We start from the raw sequence: 17,925 nt of genomic DNA on the forward strand, positions 1-17,925 counted from the left end.
CCCGATAAAGAGAGAAACATCGTGCGCCGACTGTTACCGCTCAATGCGTTGCGTGCCTTCGAAACCGTGGCGCGCACCGGTACGCTAACCCAAGCCGGGGAGGAGCTGTTGGTGACCCCAACTGCGGTGGGGCGCCACATCAAGAATCTGGAGGACATCCTCGGCATTACGCTATTCGAGCGCGAGGGTGGGTTGTTGATCCTGACCGCGCAAGGTCGCCAATACGCGCGTTCGCTGGGGCGAGCCTTTGAGTTGATTGCCGATGCGACCGATCTCCTGGTGGGTAGCAAAACGCGGACACCGATTACATTGCGCGCCTATACCACCTTCCTGGTGCGCTGGTTGATCCCCAAATTACCCGATTTTCAGCGCGTTCATCCGGAGGTCGAATTACGCCTTACCGCCGCCTTTGATGTGGTTGATTTCGCCCGTGACGCGGTCGATTTGGGCATGCGGTATGGCGATGGGCAATGGCCGGGCTTGCATGCCACGCCGCTGTTTAGCGATGAGCTGGTGGTGGTGGGCAATGCCGGGTTGCGTGACCGTTTTGCCAGCCTATCGGCTGAAGAGGCATTCGCCACCTCAACGCTGCTGGTTCATACCTTGCGGCTGGACGATTGGCCCGATTGGTTTGAGGTGGCCGGGCTGGATGACATCATTCCTACGCATCAGATGCCGCTGGATGATATGTCGCTAATTTACCAGGGTATGCTTGACGGTATTGGCGTTGGGTTAACCCAGCGTTGCTATGTCGAACAAGATCTCAGGGAGGGCCGGTTGCACTTGCTGTCGCCAAACGTGTTACGACGGCAACGTGGTTTCCATCTGGTTTGCCTGCCCGAGACGGCCCGCATCCCTGCGGTACAGGCGTTCCTGAGCTGGCTGGCGAATAGGGACTGATAAGGCCATCATGCCTGGATTGCCTATTCGATGAACCACTAAGTGGAAGTAAAGCCCGTCGTGACCCGGACGCTTTTCTTACTGCCTTTGTAGGACATCTTCTGTTTTTACCTGTGACAGCACACAGCACAGCCGCTAGTATAGCGGTAGCAAAATTTAACAGGCATGACGCGCAGGCGTCAGTACCGTTTTACTGAAATTACGTGGTACTTGATGACAATTAAAAAATCCACAATGACGTTTAAATTCAATGGACTGGAGCCGGTAACATGAGCGGTGGCACAGAAAATTTATCGGCGCATACGCCGATGATGCAGCAGTACCTCCGCCTGAAGGCTGAGCACCCCGAAATTCTGCTGTTTTATCGGATGGGGGATTTTTACGAACTGTTTTATGACGATGCCAAACGCGCATCGCAGTTGCTGGAAATCTCCTTAACCAAACGCGGCGCTTCGGCTGGCGAACCCATTCCGATGGCTGGCGTGCCGTATCACGCGGTGGAAAACTATCTGGCGAAGCTGGTGCAACTGGGCGAATCGGTCGCAATTTGCGAGCAAATTGGCGATCCGGCATTAAGCAAAGGGCCGGTAGAACGCAAAGTGGTGCGTATCGTCACGCCAGGCACCATCAGCGATGAGGCCTTACTGCAGGAGCGGCAGGACAATTTGCTCGCCGCGATTTGGCAAGGTCCGCGCGGTTTTGGCTACGCCACGCTGGATATCAGTTCCGGGCGTTTTCGCCTTTCTGAGCCCGCCGACCGGGAAACCATGGCGGCGGAGCTACAACGCACCAACCCTGCCGAATTGCTTTATCCGGAAGATTTCGCCGCGATGGAGTTAGTGGAAAACCGGCGCGGTATGCGGCGGCGGCCGCTGTGGGAATTTGAGCCGGACACTGCCCGCCAGCAGCTCAACCTCCAGTTTGGCACCCGCGACCTTAGTGGTTTTGGTGTAGAGAATGCGCATCAGGCACTGCGAGCCGCAGGCTGCTTATTGCAGTATGCCAAAGATACGCAGCGTACCTCTTTGCCGCACATTCGCTCGGTTACCATGGAGCGTCAGCAAGACGGCATTATTATGGATGCCGCAACGCGGCGTAACCTGGAGATTACGCAAAATCTCGCCGGCGGCATAGAAAACACCCTCGCCTCGGTGCTGGATAAAACCGTAACGCCGATGGGCAGCCGCATGCTAAAGCGCTGGCTGCATATGCCGATACGTGACGGGAAAATGATTCAACACCGTCAGCAAAGCATCACCGCATTGCAAGAGATGAGTGACACGTTACAGCCGGTGTTACGCCAGGTTGGCGATCTGGAGCGTATTCTGGCGCGCCTCGCCTTACGCACCGCACGTCCACGCGATCTGGCGCGTATGCGTCACGCTTTCCAACAGTTACCGGAAATCAATCAACAACTTGCGTCGGTTGCAGTGCCGCACCTTCAAACGTTGCGCCAGCAGATCGGGCAGTTTGACGAATTACGCGCCCTGCTGGAGCGCGCAATTATCGAGTCGCCGCCGGTTCTGGTGCGCGATGGCGGCGTCATCGCCGCTGGTTATAATGCCGAACTGGATGAGTGGCGCGCATTGGCTGACGGCGCTAGCGATTACCTTGACCGTCTGGAAGTACGCGAACGTGAAAAACTGGGGCTGGATACGCTCAAAGTCGGCTTCAATGGCGTACACGGCTACTATATTCAGGTTAGCCGTGGGCAAAGTCATCTGGTGCCGATCCATTACGTGCGCCGTCAGACGCTGAAAAATGCCGAACGCTACATTATTCCGGAACTAAAGGAGTATGAGGATAAGGTCTTAACCTCAAAAGGTAAGGCATTAGCGCTGGAAAAAGGCCTCTACGAAGAGCTGTTCGATCTCCTGTTGCCGCACCTGGAGGCTTTACAACTTAGCGCCTCGGCGTTGGCAGAGTTAGATGTGCTGAGCAATCTGGCGGAACGTGCCTGGGCGCTCAACTATACGTGCCCGACGTTGACGGATAAGCCCGGAATCAAACTGGTTGGCGCACGGCACCCGGTAGTTGAACAGGTGCTGAAAGACCCCTTTATCGCCAATCCGCTTACGCTGTCGCCCCAACGTCGTATGTTGGTGATTACCGGCCCGAACATGGGCGGTAAAAGCACCTATATGCGGCAAACCGCGCTGATCGCCCTGCTGGCCTATATCGGCAGTTTTGTACCGGCTGAGCAGGCCATCATTGGCCCTATCGACCGTATTTTCACGCGCGTCGGCGCAGCGGATGATCTGGCTTCAGGCCGTTCCACTTTTATGGTGGAAATGACCGAAACCGCCAACATTCTCCATAATGCCACCGAGTACAGTTTGGTATTAATGGATGAAATCGGGCGCGGCACCTCCACCTATGACGGTTTGTCGCTGGCTTGGGCCTGCGCCGAAAGCCTGGCAAACCGTATTAAAGCGCTAACGCTGTTCGCAACCCATTATTTCGAGCTCACTACCCTGCCGGAGAAAATGGAAGGCGTGGCGAATGTGCATCTTGATGCGGTTGAACACGGCGATACCATCGCCTTTATGCATAGCGTTCAGGAGGGCGCGGCCAGTAAAAGCTACGGTTTAGCGGTCGCGGCATTGGCGGGCGTGCCAAAAGAGGTGATTAAGCGCGCGCGGCAAAAACTGAAAGAGCTGGAAACGTTGTCCGGCAGCGCGGCCTCCTCAACGGTCGATGGCCCACAGTTACCGCTGTTAGTTGAAGAGACATCGCCCGCGGTAGAAGCGCTGGAAGCACTTGATCCGGATTCGCTTTCTCCTCGCCAGGCGCTAGAGTGGATTTATCGCCTGAAAGCACTGGTGTAACGGCAATAAAAAAGCGGTGGTTTAAAACCACCGCTTTCGCATTAACTTCTCAAATTTAACGCTATGTTACTCGCGAAATAGCGCTTCAATATTTAGCCCTTGTGTCTGCAAGATTTCACGCAGACGACGCAGACCTTCAACCTGAATCTGACGAACACGTTCACGAGTCAGGCCAATTTCACGACCCACATCTTCCAGTGTTGCCGCTTCATAGCCTAACAGACCGAAACGACGCGCCAGAACTTCACGCTGCTTGGCGTTCAGTTCGAACAACCATTTGACGATGCTTTGTTTCATATCATCATCTTGCGTGGTGTCTTCCGGACCGTTGTCTTTTTCATCGGCCAGAATATCCAGCAGCGCTTTTTCAGAGTCTCCACCTAACGGTGTGTCGACTGAAGTAATGCGTTCGTTGAGACGCAGCATACGGCTAACATCATCAACAGGTTTATCCAGTTGCTCCGCAATCTCTTCCGCACTCGGCTCATGATCAAGCTTGTGCGAGAGTTCACGCGCGGTACGCAGATAAACATTCAACTCTTTAACAATATGGATTGGCAGACGAATAGTACGGGTTTGGTTCATGATTGCCCGTTCAATAGTCTGACGAATCCACCAAGTGGCATACGTTGAAAAACGGAACCCTCTTTCCGGGTCAAATTTTTCAACCGCACGAATCAAGCCAAGGTTGCCCTCTTCAATCAGGTCCAGCAACGCTAAACCTCGATTGCTATAACGACGAGCAATCTTCACCACCAGTCGTAAGTTACTTTCGATCATGCGGCGACGTGAAGGAACGTCACCTCGCAATGCACGGCGAGCAAAGAACACTTCTTCCTCAGCCGTTAACAATGGAGAATAACCAATCTCTCCGAGGTAGAGCTGCGTCGCATCCAAAACGCGCTGCGTCGCACCCTGTGACAACAACTCTTCTTCTGCTAACTCGTTATCACTAGGTTCATTCTCAACGAGAGCCTTCTCGTCAAAAATCTCAGCTCCGTTCTCGTCGAATTCCGCATCTTCATGTAACTCGTTAACTTTCAGCGTATTCTGGCTCATAAGCGGCTCCTACCCGTGATCCCAGGGCAGAACACCAGGGTTCTGCCGGTTTATCGCTGCGGTAAATAACGCAGCGGGTTTACGGATTTCCCCTTGTAACGAATTTCAAAATGCAATCTAACTGAACTGGTTCCGGTGCTACCCATAGTAGCGATTTTCTGCCCCGCCTTAACTTCTTGTTGTTCCCGGACCAGCATCGTATCGTTATGGGCGTAGGCACTCAGGTAATCATCATTATGTTTGATGATAATTAAATTACCGTATCCGCGTAGCGCGTTCCCTGCGTACACCACTCGCCCTGAGGCAGTGGCAACCACAGACTGACCGCGCGAACCAGCGATATCGATCCCTTTATTTCCCCCCTCAGCGGCGGAGAAGTTATCGATAATCTTACCGTCGGTAGGCCAGCGCCAACTTCCAACCGGAGTGGTACTGTTAGTGGTGCTGCTAACCGTCGGCGGTGCGGTAACCGGGGCTGTTGTCGTTGCAACAGTTGTACCCGACGAAGGCAACATCTTGCCTTCATTTGATTTACCTGAATCTTCAGAATACGTAATAACAGGTTGCTGTGCAACCGCCGTTGGTTTAATTTGCGCCGCATTCGGTGGCGTGGGTACGCCTCCTTGCGTTGCATCCGCCACTGTAATGGCATTACCGCCGGTTATGGGTGCGCCAGCGCCATTACCTACCTGCAAAGTCTGGCCAACGTTGAGGCCATATGGCGCCGGGATGTTATTGCGTTGAGCCAGATCGCGGAAATCGTTACCGGTAATCCACGCAATATAGAACAGCGTATCACCGCGTTTTACCGTGTAGGTGTCACCGCCGCCATAGCTACCTTTCGGAATATTCTGATAACTGCGATTATAAACAATATGACCATCCGGCGAGGTTGCTACCGGGCTGGATGTGGAAGCATTGTTAGAAGAAATAACCGGTTGCGCGGGCGCGGTGCCGCTCAGCATTCCACCGCCGCTTTGGCTACCCATACCTGAATTATCGCCAACGGAGCTGATCGGCGCGCGTGTATTATTGTCCGAAGAACAGCCAGCCAACCAAAAACCAATCAGTGAAACCGCAGCAATGCGGCTGAATTTAAAAACCAGGCTTCCCGTGCTCATTTATCCCCCGTGATGGCAACGCTATGACGTGCTGTGTTTTTTACAACCGGGCATCGCTCTCGCAACGCGCGCTGTCTGCCCGCTATCTACCACTGGTAGATGAGAATAGCTGATACTAACAACAACCTAACATCGGTGCCATTAGTCAGTTGTATATATCCGTGATACGCCAGGCACGAGATACATGGACTCCCCTGCCTGCTTTATGCCAAATCGCCCCTGACTAAAGGCACGAAGCGCACCGGCTCCACGGTATCCACCACGAACTCACCGCCCTTACGTCGAATGCGTTTTAACACCTGATGATCTTCCCCTACCGGTAGCACCATAATGCCCCCTTCATCTAATTGCGACATCAGTTCGGTTGGGATTTCCGGCGGCGCGGCAGTAACGATAATCGCATCAAATGGCCCGCGTGAAGGCCAGCCTTGCCAGCCATCGCCATGGCGCGTTGAGACATTATGCAGGTCCAACTGTTTCAGCCGCCGCTTGGCTTGCCATTGCAGCCCTTTGATACGCTCAACCGAGCAAACATGTTCCACCAAATGCGCCAAAATGGCGGTTTGATAGCCCGAACCGGTGCCAATCTCCAGCACGCGTGAGGTAGGCGTCAACTCCAGCAGTGACGTCATTTTCGCCACCATATACGGCTGTGAAATGGTTTGCCCGGAGCCAATTGGCAGCGCCACATTCTCCCAGGCTTTATGTTCAAACGCCTCATCAACGAAACGCTCACGCGGCACCTCGCCGATGGCGTTAAGCAACCGCTCATCGTCAATACCCTGCTGACGCAGTTGAGTTAGCAACGTATCGATGCGTTTGCTGCTTACCATTCCTTATTCACCTCGGTTTTGGCTAACCAACTGGCGACCACGTCTTGCGCGCCATGCGCGGTTAAATCCACATGCAGCGCGGTGACGGAAACATAGCCCTCATCAACGGCGGAGAAATCGGTATCAGGACCGGCATCCAACTTATCGCCCGGTGGCCCTATCCAATACAGAGTATTACCGCGCGGATCCTGCTGCGGAATAACCTGATCGGAAGGATGACGACTACCGCAACGGGTCACCCGGATGCCCTTGATCTCTTCCAGCGGCAGATCGGGAACATTAATATTCAAAATCCGCCCGGTTCGCAACGGCTCACGCTCCAGGGCGCGGAGCAGCGCACAGGTTACCGCCGCCGCGGTTGCATAATGTTGATGACCGTCAAGCGAAACCGCCAACGCCGGTAAACCTAAATGTCGCCCTTCCATCGCGGCGGCAACGGTGCCGGAGTAGATCACATCATCGCCTAAATTAGGCCCGGCATTAATCCCGGAAACCACAATATCCGGCTTAGGGCGCATCAATGCATTGACGCCGAGATAGACACAATCGGTTGGCGTGCCCATTTGTACCGCAATATCCCCGTTCGGCCAGGTAAAGGTACGCAGCGGTGTTTCCAGCGTCAGTGAATTCGATGCGCCGCTACGATTGCGATCGGGCGCCACCACCTGCACCTCGGCAAATTCGCGCAACGCAGTTGCCAGCACCTGAATACCCGGCGCCTGAATTCCATCATCATTACTTAACAATATTCTCATCGGATTTTTAATGGCATTCTTATGAAAAAGTGAAGCATTCCTTCAGCTTGCGCGTGAATTCCACGCCACACTAAACCTGTGGGGAAAATAGTACTATACAATCCAGGCTGCGCTAAATCATCCTCATCCGTCAATCCTGCCGTTTACCCACTCGCCCCCCTCGCCAGAGGCAGGTAGATTACTCCTTAGTTGGTACGCAAAAGGGTGCCATTTCATTAAAAAATAACAAATTTTTCTCACATTGATCTAACGCAACAGTCCGTTCTGCCAACTTGCTAAGGTCACCCCACATAAAAAGGACAATGACGGGTGAGCAATGAGCATGATCAAGACCAATCGAAGAGGTTTTTTTAAAATTTGCGCGGGAGGAATGGCGGGAACCACCCTGGCCGCGCTAGGTTTTGCCCCCGGCTACGCCTTAGCCGAGACCCGCAGCTATAAATTAATTAAAGCGAAAGAAACACGTAACAACTGTACCTACTGCGCGGTCGGCTGCGGCGTACTGCTTTACAGCATGGGTGATGGCGCGAAAAACGCCAGCGACACTATTTTTCACGTCGAGGGCGATCCGGACCATCCGGTCAGCCGGGGTTCACTGTGCCCGAAAGGCGCCGGGCTGTTGGACTATATTCACAGCAAAAATCGCCTCCACTACCCGCAATACCGCGCGCCTGGCTCCGATAAATGGCAGCGCATTAGTTGGGATGAAGCCATCGAACGCATCGCCCGGCTGATGAAAGCTGACCGTGATGCCAATTTTCAGCATAAAAATCAGCAAGGCACGATAGTAAACCGTTGGACCACGACCGGCATGCTGTGCTCCTCCGCCGCCAGTAACGAAACCGGGCTACTGGATTACAAGTTCAGCCGTTCGCTGGGTATGTTGGCGGTTGATAACCAGGCGCGCCTGTGCCATGGCCCAACTGTCGCCGCGCTCGCCCCCAGTTTTGGTCGTGGCGCGATGACCAATAACTGGGTCGATATTAAAAATGCCGATGTGATAATCATCATGGGCGGCAATGCGGCGGAAGCCCATCCGGTCGGGTTTAAGTGGGTTATTGAAGCCAAAAAACAGCGGAATGCCCGGCTGATCGTGGTCGATCCGCGTTTTAATCGCTCGGCGGCGGTGGCCGATCACTACGCGCCGATTCGCCCCGGCAGCGATGCCGCGTTTTTGTTAGGTGTGGTGCGTTATCTGATTGAAAAAGATGCCATTCAGCACGCCTATGTGAAAGCGTATACCAACGCCGCGCTGATCATTAATGAAAAGTATGACTTTCATGAAGGTCTGTTCAGCGGCTTTGATCACACCACCGGCGCTTATGACACCGCCAGTTGGCAATATGAATTCGATGAGCAAGGCTATGCCCGCCGTGATGAAACACTGGCGCACCCACGCTGCGTATGGAATCTGCTGAAACAGCATGTCGCCCGTTACACGCCGGAATGCGTGGAAAATATCTGTGGTACCCCACAAAGCGACTTTTTGACAGTCTGTGAAATGCTGGCGACCACCAGCGCACAAAATAAAACCACCAGTTTTCTGTATGCGCTTGGCTGGACGCACCACACCATTGGCGGGCAGATTATCCGCGGCGCGGCGATTATCCAGTTGCTATTAGGCAATATCGGGATGCCCGGCGGCGGCATCAACGCCCTACGCGGCCACTCCAATGTGCAAGGTTATACCGACTTGGGTTTGCTCTCACAGAGCTTACCGGGTTATATGCCGCTGCCCTCTGAAAAACAAACCTCTCTGGCCAGTTATCTCAAAGCCGTGACGCCGACGACTCTGCGCGCGGGCGAAGTGAATTATTGGCAAAATACGCCGAAATTCTTTATTAGCCTGATGAAGAGTTTGTACGGCGACAACGCGACGGTCGATAACCACTGGGGTTACGATTGGTTGCCGAAGTGGGATAAGAGCTACGACGTGACCACGCAAGCCGAGCTCATGCTGGATGGCAAGATGAACGGCTATATTGTCCAGGGGTTTAACCCGCTGGCCGCTTTCCCTGACAAAAACAAAGCGTCGCGCGCCTTCTCCAGCCTGAAATATATGGTGGTCATCGATCCGTTGGCGACCGAAAGCGCCTGTTTCTGGCAAAACGAAGGCGAGTTCAACGACGTTAACAGCGCCGAAATTCAAACCGAGGTCTTCCGTCTTCCCTCTTCCTGCTTCGCCGAAGAGAATGGTTCGATCGCTAACTCTTCACGTTGGCTACAGTGGCACCAGGCGGCGGCTAATCCGCCGGGCGAAGCTTTGCATGATTCAAAAATTCTTGGTCGCTTGTTTGTGCGTTTACGCCAGCTTTATCAACAAGAAGGCGGCGCGACGCCAGAACCACTGTTGAACACTCACTGGCCCTATCTCGATCCCGCCGATCCGCTGCCGGAAGAGGTCGCCCGCGAATCGAATGGCTACGCCTTGCAGGATCTCCATGATGAGCAAGGCAACCTGGTGCTGAAAAAAGGCCAGCAACTCAGCAGCTTTGCGCAGTTACGCGATGACGGTAGTACTGCCAGCTTCTGCTGGATTTATGCCGGTAGCTGGACTGAGCAAGGTAATCAGATGGCGTTACGCGACAATGCCGACCCTTCCGGGCTGGGCGCCGTCTCCGGCTGGGCATGGGCATGGCCCGCTAATCGGCGCATCCTCTATAACCGCGCCTCTGCCGATCCGCAAGGCAAAGCCTGGGATCCGCAGCGCAAACTGATTGAGTGGAATGGTTCCGCCTGGCAGGGTTTGGACGTCCCGGATTTCCCGGTCAACAGCGCGCCGGAACAACAGGTTTCGCCGTTCATTATGTTACCGGATGGCGTCGGACATCTGTTCTCGCTGAACAAAATGGTTGATGGCCCTTTTCCGGAACATTATGAGCCGATGGAGTCACCTATTGGCACTAATCCACTGCACCCGGCGGTCGTTTCTAGCCCGGTAGTCCGCGTTTTTGCCCGTGACAAAAAAGCGCTGGGCAGCGCCCGCGAGTTTCCCTATGTCGCCACCACCTATTCCATCACCGAGTTATTCCGCCACTGGACTAAGCACGCCTTGCTGAATGCGATTGCTCAACCGGAGCAATTCGTTGAAATCAGTGAACAATTAGCGCAAGCCAAAACCATTCAGGCCGGCGATATGATCAAGGTCTCCTCGGGCCGGGGCTATATCAAAGCCAGAGCGGTGGTCACCGCGCGTTTGCAGCCGCTCACCATTAACGGTAAGCAGGTCGAAACCATCGGCATCCCATGCCATTGGGGTTTTAAGGGCGCAACGCACAAAGGCTTCCTCGCCAATACGCTGACACACAGTATTGGGGAAGCCAACTCGCAAACGCCGGAATATAAGGCGTTTCTGGTGAATGTGGAAAAGGTGTAAGGGACCATTATGTCTATGCAATCTCAAGATATTATTAAACGCTCGGCCACCAACGGTTTTACACCGCCGCCACGGGCTCGTGACCATAAACTGGAAGTGGCGAAACTGATCGATGTTTCAACCTGCATCGGCTGTAAAGGCTGCCAGGTCGCCTGTTCCGAATGGAACGACATCCGCGCCGAGGTCGGGCACAACATCGGAGTTTACGATAACCCGACCGATCTTAGCGCCAAGGCCTGGACGGTGATGCGTTTTAGCGAAGTAAAAAGTGCGCAAAATAAGCTGGAGTGGCTGATCCGTAAGGATGGCTGTATGCACTGTAGCGATCCGGGCTGCCTCAAAGCCTGTCCATCCGCTGGCGCTATCATCCAGTACCAAAACGGTATTGTTGATTTTCAGTCCGAGCACTGCATTGGCTGCGGTTACTGCATTGCGGGCTGCCCATTCAATATCCCACGCCTGAACCCGCAGGATAACCGGGCGTACAAATGCACGCTTTGCGTTGACCGAGTGAATGTGGGTCAGGAACCGGCGTGCGTTAAAACCTGCCCAACCGGCGCGCTACATTTCGGCAGTAAGCAGGAGATGCTGGCGCTGGCTGAAGAGCGAATTACCGATCTGAAAGCGCGCGGTTTTAGCCACGCCGGGCTGTACGATCCGCAAGGCGTCGGCGGCACACATGTGATGTATGTGCTTCACCACGCCGATAAACCCACGCTCTATCACGGTTTGCCGCAAGATCCGGCAATTTCAACGCCGATTAATTTGTGGAAAGGCATTCTCAAACCGGTCGCGGCCTTGGGCTTTATCGCCACCTTTGCCAGCCTGATTTTCCACTACGTGGGTATTGGCCCCAATACCGAGGAATTAGAAAAAACTGAGGACGATATTCATGAATAAACCGCAGGCTGAAATTTTACGCACCCGCTTCATCGACCGTGCCTGCCACTGGTGCGTGGTGATCAGCTTTTTTCTGGTCGCGCTATCCGGCATTGCAATGTTCTTTCCCACATTGCAATGGCTTACCGAAACGTTTGGAACGCCACAAATGGGGCGTATTTTGCACCCGGTGTTTGGCGTACTGATTTTTTGTCTGTTGGTGTTTATGTTCTTCCGCTTTGTGAAACACAACATCCCGGAGCGGGAAGATCTGCCATGGATCAAAAATATCATTGAAGTTTTGAAGGGCAATGAACACCATGTTGCCGAGGTGGGGAAATATAACGCCGGTCAGAAAATGATGTTTTGGTCGATCATGTCGCTGATTTTGGTGTTGTTAGTCAGTGGCATCATTATTTGGCGTCCGCTATTTGCCCACTGGTTTCCTATCCCTTTAATCCGCCTTTGCCTGCTGATTCATGCCACCGCCGCCATCGTGCTCATTCATGCGATTTTAATCCATATGTATATGGCGTTCTGGGTGAAAGGCTCGATTCGCGGCATGGTGGAAGGAAGGGTAAGCCAGAAATGGGCGCAAAAGCACCATCCGCGCTGGTATCGTAAGCTGATGTCAAAACAGACTAAGTAGCCGTCGATCGCACTCCGCCGGGCGGAGTGCGCTTAACTATTCGTCAATCTGCTGCGCATCGCTATCGGTCTGGAGCAATTCACGCACCAGGCTGGTGGCGAAACTCCCGGCGGGTAGCCAGAATGACAGCTCCAGCGTCACATCATCCCACCAGTTCCAGTGCAAATCGCGCGGCACCACTAACATCGCGCGCCGCGCCGCATCGACGCGCTCCCGTTCCAGCAGCGCAATCAAGTCGGCTTCGGACGCTAAAGCCTGTTGTTCAAAGCACAACGCCTGGTCGCGACTGCCCCACTCACCCCGTCCCGGTAGCGGTGCGGTAATGCGCAACTCATGTTGTTCCACCCGCTGTTGTAATGCCTCTCGTTCGGCCTGGTCGGCAACAAACCAACTGCCGCGCCCGGTCAACTGCAAAGCATCGCCCACCCGCACTTGCATCAGTCCGTCTGGCTGCGCCAGACGATCGCTTACCACTTGGTTAAACAGAGCGCTACGCGCGGCGGAGAGTAAGAAACTGCGTTTGCTACGCTCACGCACAGTAATCTCATTATTCGCCCAACGTTGGGCCTGGATGAGGTTATTGCCGCCACGACCAAAACGCTGCTCGCCAAAATAGTTTGGTACACCGCCGTGACTGATTTTCTCCAGCCGATGTTCAACCTCGGCGCGGTCATCAATTTGGCGCAAAATCAGCTTGAACGCATTCCCCGCTAACGCCCCGGTTCGCAGCTTTCGCCGGTGCCGCGCCGTCTCCAACACTTCACAGCCTTCCAGCGCGAAGGCGGAAAAATCAGGCGCGTCTTTACCCGCCAAACGCAAACAAAACGTTTGTTCAGTGACCGCATGGCGATCTTTCATGCCAGCAAAGCTCACTTCACGGGCATGAATTCCGGCAAATTTCGCCAACGCATCGGCAACAAAACGCGTATTGCAGCCATTTTTACGCAACCGTACCAGCAGGTGCTCACCTTCGCCATCGGCCGCGTATCCCAGATCTTCGACCACCACAAAGTCTTCCGGATTGGCCTTCAGCTTGCCGGTGGCGGCAGGTTTACCGTATAGCCACTCCAGGTTTGCCATATCCATCATACGTCTGCCTTAAAAATTAGCGCCACCGCCTCGCAAGCAATCCCTTCGCCACGCCCGGTAAAGCCCAATTTCTCGGTAGTGGTGGCCTTCACATTGACCTCATCCATATGACAACCAAGATCTTCGGCAATATTGACCCGCATCTGTGGCACATGCGGCAGCATTTTAGGCGCCTGAGCAATAATCGTGACATCAACGTTACCCAGGCGATAACCTTTAGCCTGAATACGCCGCCAGGCTTCGCGCAACAAACCCCGGCTGTCTGCGCCTTTATACGCCGGGTCGGTATCCGGAAAAAGTTTACCAATATCGCCGAGCGCCGCCGCGCCGAGTAGCGCATCGGTTAACGCATGTAACGCAACATCGCCATCCGAGTGGGCGATAAAGCCTTGATCATAAGGAATGCGCACGCCGCCAATCACCAGCGGGCCTTCTCCGCCAAATGCGTGTACATCAAAACCGTGACCAATACGCATTATGCGCTCTCCTTACCGGTTAATTGGGTCAGATAAAAGGCCGCCAGGGCTAAATCTTCCGGGCGGGTTACCTTGATATTATCGCTGCGACCGGCAACCAATTGTGGATGATAGCCGCAATATTCCAACGCTGACGCCTCATCGGTAATGTTGGCGCCTTCAGCCAATGCGCGATGTAAACAATCGTGCAGTAGTTCCAGCGGGAAAAGCTGTGGTGTGAGAGCGTGCCAGAGGTCTTCGCGCTCAACGGTGTGCGCAATTGCCGGTTTGCCCGGCTCGCCGCGTTTCATGGTATCGCGCACTGGCGCGGCAAGGATGCCGCCAACCCGACTAGTGTGGGTTAACGCCAACAGCTTCGCCAGATCACCCGCGTCAAGGCAGGGGCGCGCCGCATCATGGACCAATACCCACTCCGCTTGCCGCGCCGCCTTCAACCCGGCTAATACCGAATCAGCGCGAAGTTTCCCACCAATCACCGCGGTTACGCGCGCATCTTGCGCCAAAGGAAGCTGCTGAAACTGCGTATCGTCCGGACTTAACGCCACAATGACGCGAGAAATAGCGGGATGCGCGAACAGGCGCGCGACACTGTGTTCAAGGAGAGTCTGTTGACCGATTTTGAGATACTGCTTGGGACACTCCGACAGCATACGGCTGCCGATACCCGCCGCGGGTACCACGGCGATAATGTCAGGAAAGGAACCTGCGCTGTTGCTCATGCTTTATCGTTGTTGGTTAGGTGCCTGCTGCGCATTTCGTTTGTTTTGATCTGGCACCAGGCGATAGAAAGTCTCGCCGGGTTTAATCATCCCCAGCTCGTTACGTGCGCGCTCCTCGATCGCTTCCGAACCGCCATTCAAATCATCGATTTCGGCAAACAACCGATCGTTACGCGCTTTTAGCTTGGCGTTATTCGCCTGCTGTACCGCAACGTCATCACTGACGCGCGTATAATCGTGAATGCCGTTCTTGCCGAGCCAGAGCGAATATTGCAGCCAGCCCAATAGCGCAAGTAACAGCAGAGTCAGTTTTCCCATCCCCGCCCCCTGAAAAACGGCTCAATCATCCCATAACTTTCCGCTCGACTCCACTCTACAAACGAAATTGAACCGTCAGACTTGTAAGCTGACGCAAAACAACCATAAACAAAACTTGCCAGCCACCGCCTCAAAATGTATTTTTATGCACTTAAAATGCATAAATCAAGAAAACACCACTTCACCGGGAGAGAGTATGTTGAGAGGAATCGCACTACTGACTGCGGCGTTATCGCTGTTTGCCGCGAGCGTGCAGGCAGAAACCTATATTGTCGGTTCAGGCGGTACTTACCGTCCGTTTGAATATGAAAATAGTCAGAAACAACTGGAAGGTTTCGATATCGACATCATCAAAGCCATCGCTAAAGCGGAGAACTTTGAAGTCAAATTGGTCAATACGCCGTGGGAAGGTATTTTCGCCACCCTTAACTCCGGCGATCGCGACATTATCATTTCCGGCATTACGATTACCGATAAGCGCCAGAAAATGGTTGATTTCTCCACGCCGTATTTCCCGGCAGAGCAAGCCATCGTAGTACCTTCAACCTCAACTATCGCCTCTCTTGCCGCGCTGAAGACCCAAAAAGTGGGCGTGGTCAACTCCAGCACCGGCGATATTGTGGTGTCAGACGAGTTAGGGAAAAGCAGCACGGCAATTAAACGGTTTGATAATACGCCGCTGATGCTGCAAGAGCTGTATGAGGATGGTATTGGCGCAGCGGTCGGTGATGTCGGCGTGGTGAAGTACTACATCAAAACCCACCCAGAGAAACAATTTAAGCTGGTGTCGGATGCGAAATTCGAGCGGCAATATTTTGGGATTGCGGTGGCAAAAGGGAACGACGCATTACGTAATAAGATTAATGCCGGTTTGAAGCAGATCGTCGCCGACGGAACCTACGCCAAAATCTATCGCACCTGGTTCGATAACAACGTGCCGACGCTGCCCGCCCAATAAGTTTGGCGCCGCCGCAAGCGGCGTCTCTTTCACAGGATTGTTGTATGTCAGGGTTTCGCTGGGAAATCATTCAGGAATATTTGCCGTTATTTATCGACGGCGCGCTTATGACGCTCAAGTGCACGGTTATTTGCGTCATTACCGGTACGCTCTGGGGCTTAACACTGGGGCTTGGGCGTCTGGCACAAGCGCCGCATGGCCCATGGAAGCAGGTGCTGCGCTTTGCAGTACAGTGGCCGGTTCGGATCTATATCAGCGCATTTCGCGGTACGCCGTTGTTTGTACAAATTATGGTGGTGCATTTCGCACTGATCCCACTGTTTATTAACCCGCGTGACGGCATTTTGGTCAGCGGCGGCATTATGTCTGCCGACGTTGCCCGTTCATTACGCGCGGATTACGGTGCCTTTCTCTCTTGCATCGTCGCTATCACGCTTAATGCCGGCGCCTACGTTTCGGAAATTTTTCGTGCCGGCATCCAATCCATCGATCGTGGGCAGATGGAAGCGTCACGCTCGTTAGGGATGACGTGGGGCCGCACCATGCGCAAGGTGATCTTGCCGCAGGCATTTCGCCGTATGCTGCCACCGTTAGGCAATAATGCCATTGCCATCGTGAAAGACTCTTCGCTGGCCTCTGCCATTGGCCTGGCGGACCTCGCGTACGCGGCGCGTACCGTCTCCGGCGCCTACGCCACCTATTGGGAACCCTATCTGGTGATTTCCCTGGTGTACTGGGTGTTTACCTTCCTGCTGTCGCTGATGGTTCAATTACTGGAAAAGAGGTTTGGCAAAAGTGATTCACGTTGAGAATTTGCAGAAAAACTTTGGCGATACCCATGTTCTGCGCGGAATAAGTTGCGAGATTAATCCGCAGGAAGTGATTTGCGTCATTGGCCCTTCCGGTTCCGGCAAAAGTACCTTTTTACGCTGTCTGAATGGGTTAGAGAGTATTGAAGGAGGCCGGGCCGAGGTTAATGGTTTCGCGCTGCAAGATCCGAAGACCAACATTAATAAATTGCGCGAATCGGTCGGTATGGTGTTCCAGCGCTTTAACCTGTTCCCGCATATGACGGTGATGGAGAACCTGATGATGGCACCGATGGAGGTGCTGAAATTGTCGCGGCGTGCCGCTCAAGAGCGCGCCACGGCGTTACTGGAGAAAGTCGGGCTGGGCGATAAGCTCACTGCGTGGCCCAACAGCCTCTCCGGCGGACAGCAGCAGCGGGTCGCCATTGCTCGCGCATTGGCGATGCAGCCGAAGATCATGTTGTTCGACGAACCGACCTCGGCGCTCGACCCGGAACTGGTCGGTGAAGTATTAGCGGTGATGAAAACGTTGGCGCAAGAGGGGATGACGATGATTATTGTTACCCATGAGATGGCTTTCGCACGCGAAGTGAGCGATCGAGTGATGTTTATCGATCAGGGTGTCATTCAGGAAATGGGGCCGCCGGAGCAGTTGTTTAGCGCGCCGCAAAATCCACGTACCGCCGCCTTTCTAAGTAAAGTTTTGTAACGCCCGGTCGCACTCTGTCGTCTGGTTGCGGGGGTGATGTGTATGAAACCGCTACCGGATGGCAGGGTGCCCCTACCGTAACCCGCCGCGTCCGACCAACTCCATCACCAGCCGGTCAAAAACGAGAACAGCAGCCAGAACAGGCAAATCACCACCAGCAGGGTGGTAACCGTCGTCCACACTAAATGACCGCGCAACAACAGACTGAAGGTAATGCCAATCAGCACCGAAACCGGCAGCAGCGCGAGAAAGAAAGGCCACGTATAGAGGAAGAAAAACAGCGTATTTGAACCGTACAGCAGAAAAGGGATCGCCAGCGCGAGCCAGTATGAAGCAAAACCAATGACGCCGCCGGGAAAAGACCAGGCGTGGTCGTCCTGGTCACTGTCCTTTTTGCGTGCCAGCATGGGAGTGATATTCTGCATAAGTATCCTGTTGACGCGGTTT

General features: G+C 54.0%; 17 protein-coding genes. 8 read left to right on the forward strand and 9 right to left on the reverse strand.

What is annotated here, in order from left to right; translation table 11 throughout:
* The first annotated feature begins 21 nt into the window (after positions 1-21).
* A complete protein-coding gene (locus PMPD1_RS17700) occupies positions 22-900 on the forward strand; it encodes a LysR substrate-binding domain-containing protein (RefSeq protein ID WP_173635275.1) in 879 nt (292 codons plus the stop codon).
* A 269-nt stretch (positions 901-1,169) separates the two neighbouring features.
* Positions 1,170-3,728, forward strand: a complete 2,559-nt coding sequence (gene mutS, locus PMPD1_RS17705; RefSeq protein WP_173635276.1) for a DNA mismatch repair protein MutS — start codon at positions 1,170-1,172, stop codon at positions 3,726-3,728.
* 66 nt (positions 3,729-3,794) lie between these two features.
* On the opposite strand, the gene rpoS is transcribed toward mutS, so the two are convergent.
* The 4 genes from rpoS to surE form a co-directional block, all read right to left on the reverse strand.
* Positions 3,795-4,787: an RNA polymerase sigma factor RpoS gene (gene rpoS, locus PMPD1_RS17710; protein WP_173635277.1), complete on the reverse strand. Its 993-nt coding sequence runs from the start codon at positions 4,785-4,787 to the stop codon at positions 3,795-3,797.
* A 50-nt stretch (positions 4,788-4,837) separates the two neighbouring features.
* Positions 4,838-5,908, reverse strand: a complete 1,071-nt coding sequence (gene nlpD, locus PMPD1_RS17715) for a murein hydrolase activator NlpD (protein WP_173635278.1) — start codon at positions 5,906-5,908, stop codon at positions 4,838-4,840.
* Between the two features lie 203 nt (positions 5,909-6,111).
* Positions 6,112-6,741, reverse strand: coding sequence for a protein-L-isoaspartate(D-aspartate) O-methyltransferase (locus PMPD1_RS17720; RefSeq protein WP_173635279.1), 630 nt, complete (start codon positions 6,739-6,741; stop codon positions 6,112-6,114).
* Complete coding sequence (gene surE, locus PMPD1_RS17725) at positions 6,735-7,496, reverse strand: 5'/3'-nucleotidase SurE (protein ID WP_173635280.1); 762 nt, start codon at positions 7,494-7,496, stop codon at positions 6,735-6,737. The genes PMPD1_RS17720 and surE overlap by 7 nt, the downstream gene beginning before the upstream one ends.
* A 325-nt stretch (positions 7,497-7,821) precedes the next feature.
* Here surE and fdnG point away from each other — a divergent pair, with 325 nt between their 5' ends.
* Genes fdnG through fdnI form a run of 3 tightly spaced genes read left to right on the forward strand, consistent with a single transcriptional unit; the run spans position 7,822 to position 12,400 of the window.
* Positions 7,822-10,872 carry a formate dehydrogenase-N subunit alpha gene (gene fdnG / locus PMPD1_RS17730; RefSeq protein ID WP_173636274.1) on the forward strand — a complete coding sequence of 1,017 codons (3,051 nt, stop codon included), beginning with the start codon at positions 7,822-7,824 and terminating at the stop codon, positions 10,870-10,872.
* A 9-nt stretch (positions 10,873-10,881) separates the two neighbouring features.
* Positions 10,882-11,772 carry a formate dehydrogenase subunit beta gene (gene fdxH, locus PMPD1_RS17735; RefSeq protein ID WP_173635281.1) on the forward strand — a complete coding sequence of 297 codons (891 nt, stop codon included), beginning with the start codon at positions 10,882-10,884 and terminating at the stop codon, positions 11,770-11,772.
* On the forward strand, positions 11,765-12,400 hold the full coding sequence (fdnI, locus tag PMPD1_RS17740) for a formate dehydrogenase-N subunit gamma (protein WP_173635282.1): 636 nt from the start codon (positions 11,765-11,767) through the stop codon (positions 12,398-12,400). Before fdxH ends, fdnI begins: the two co-directional genes overlap by 8 nt.
* Positions 12,401-12,436: 36 nt before the next feature.
* Here the strand turns inward: fdnI and truD are convergent, their stop codons facing one another.
* From truD to ftsB, 4 genes are read right to left on the reverse strand one after another with little or no spacing between them, the layout of a single operon-like run.
* A complete protein-coding gene (gene truD, locus PMPD1_RS17745; protein WP_173636275.1) occupies positions 12,437-13,486 on the reverse strand; it encodes a tRNA pseudouridine(13) synthase TruD in 1,050 nt (349 codons plus the stop codon).
* Positions 13,486-13,965, reverse strand: coding sequence for a 2-C-methyl-D-erythritol 2,4-cyclodiphosphate synthase (ispF, locus tag PMPD1_RS17750; protein WP_354292678.1), 480 nt, complete (start codon positions 13,963-13,965; stop codon positions 13,486-13,488). The genes truD and ispF overlap by 1 nt, the downstream gene beginning before the upstream one ends.
* Positions 13,965-14,684: a 2-C-methyl-D-erythritol 4-phosphate cytidylyltransferase gene (gene ispD / locus PMPD1_RS17755; protein WP_173635283.1), complete on the reverse strand. Its 720-nt coding sequence runs from the start codon at positions 14,682-14,684 to the stop codon at positions 13,965-13,967. Before ispD ends, ispF begins: the two co-directional genes overlap by 1 nt.
* A 3-nt stretch (positions 14,685-14,687) precedes the next feature.
* Positions 14,688-15,002, reverse strand: a complete 315-nt coding sequence (gene ftsB, locus PMPD1_RS17760; protein WP_173635284.1) for a cell division protein FtsB — start codon at positions 15,000-15,002, stop codon at positions 14,688-14,690.
* A 196-nt stretch (positions 15,003-15,198) separates the two neighbouring features.
* Here ftsB and PMPD1_RS17765 point away from each other — a divergent pair, with 196 nt between their 5' ends.
* Genes PMPD1_RS17765 through PMPD1_RS17775 form a run of 3 tightly spaced genes read left to right on the forward strand, consistent with a single transcriptional unit; the run spans position 15,199 to position 17,478 of the window.
* Positions 15,199-15,960, forward strand: a complete 762-nt coding sequence (locus PMPD1_RS17765) for a basic amino acid ABC transporter substrate-binding protein (protein WP_173635285.1) — start codon at positions 15,199-15,201, stop codon at positions 15,958-15,960.
* 44 nt (positions 15,961-16,004) lie between these two features.
* On the forward strand, positions 16,005-16,769 hold the full coding sequence (locus PMPD1_RS17770; RefSeq protein ID WP_173635286.1) for an amino acid ABC transporter permease: 765 nt from the start codon (positions 16,005-16,007) through the stop codon (positions 16,767-16,769).
* On the forward strand, positions 16,756-17,478 hold the full coding sequence (locus PMPD1_RS17775; RefSeq protein ID WP_173636277.1) for an amino acid ABC transporter ATP-binding protein: 723 nt from the start codon (positions 16,756-16,758) through the stop codon (positions 17,476-17,478). The genes PMPD1_RS17770 and PMPD1_RS17775 overlap by 14 nt, the downstream gene beginning before the upstream one ends.
* Positions 17,479-17,582: 104 nt before the next feature.
* On the opposite strand, the gene PMPD1_RS17780 is transcribed toward PMPD1_RS17775, so the two are convergent.
* A complete protein-coding gene (locus PMPD1_RS17780) occupies positions 17,583-17,903 on the reverse strand; it encodes a DUF3561 family protein (protein WP_173635287.1) in 321 nt (106 codons plus the stop codon).
* Positions 17,904-17,925 lie beyond the last annotated feature (22 nt).

Source organism: Paramixta manurensis (assembly GCF_013285385.1).
Taxonomy (GTDB): Bacteria; Pseudomonadota; Gammaproteobacteria; order Enterobacterales; family Enterobacteriaceae; genus Paramixta; species Paramixta manurensis.

What these genes read in the sequence shown, in the direction of transcription:
- mutS (WP_173635276.1), top strand. Translation starts at nt 1,170, where the DNA reads ATGAGCGGTGGCACAGAAAATTTATCGGCGCATACGCCGATGATGCAG.
- rpoS (WP_173635277.1), bottom strand. Translation starts at nt 4,787, where the DNA reads ATGAGCCAGAATACGCTGAAAGTTAACGAGTTACATGAAGATGCGGAA.
- nlpD (WP_173635278.1), bottom strand. Translation starts at nt 5,908, where the DNA reads ATGAGCACGGGAAGCCTGGTTTTTAAATTCAGCCGCATTGCTGCGGTT.
- PMPD1_RS17720 (WP_173635279.1), bottom strand. Translation starts at nt 6,741, where the DNA reads ATGGTAAGCAGCAAACGCATCGATACGTTGCTAACTCAACTGCGTCAG.
- surE (WP_173635280.1), bottom strand. Translation starts at nt 7,496, where the DNA reads ATGAGAATATTGTTAAGTAATGATGATGGAATTCAGGCGCCGGGTATT.
- fdxH (WP_173635281.1), top strand. Translation starts at nt 10,882, where the DNA reads ATGTCTATGCAATCTCAAGATATTATTAAACGCTCGGCCACCAACGGT.
- fdnI (WP_173635282.1), top strand. Translation starts at nt 11,765, where the DNA reads ATGAATAAACCGCAGGCTGAAATTTTACGCACCCGCTTCATCGACCGT.
- truD (WP_173636275.1), bottom strand. Translation starts at nt 13,486, where the DNA reads ATGGATATGGCAAACCTGGAGTGGCTATACGGTAAACCTGCCGCCACC.
- ispF (WP_354292678.1), bottom strand. Translation starts at nt 13,965, where the DNA reads ATGCGTATTGGTCACGGTTTTGATGTACACGCATTTGGCGGAGAAGGC.
- ispD (WP_173635283.1), bottom strand. Translation starts at nt 14,684, where the DNA reads ATGAGCAACAGCGCAGGTTCCTTTCCTGACATTATCGCCGTGGTACCC.
- ftsB (WP_173635284.1), bottom strand. Translation starts at nt 15,002, where the DNA reads ATGGGAAAACTGACTCTGCTGTTACTTGCGCTATTGGGCTGGCTGCAA.
- PMPD1_RS17765 (WP_173635285.1), top strand. Translation starts at nt 15,199, where the DNA reads ATGTTGAGAGGAATCGCACTACTGACTGCGGCGTTATCGCTGTTTGCC.
- PMPD1_RS17770 (WP_173635286.1), top strand. Translation starts at nt 16,005, where the DNA reads ATGTCAGGGTTTCGCTGGGAAATCATTCAGGAATATTTGCCGTTATTT.
- PMPD1_RS17780 (WP_173635287.1), bottom strand. Translation starts at nt 17,903, where the DNA reads ATGCAGAATATCACTCCCATGCTGGCACGCAAAAAGGACAGTGACCAG.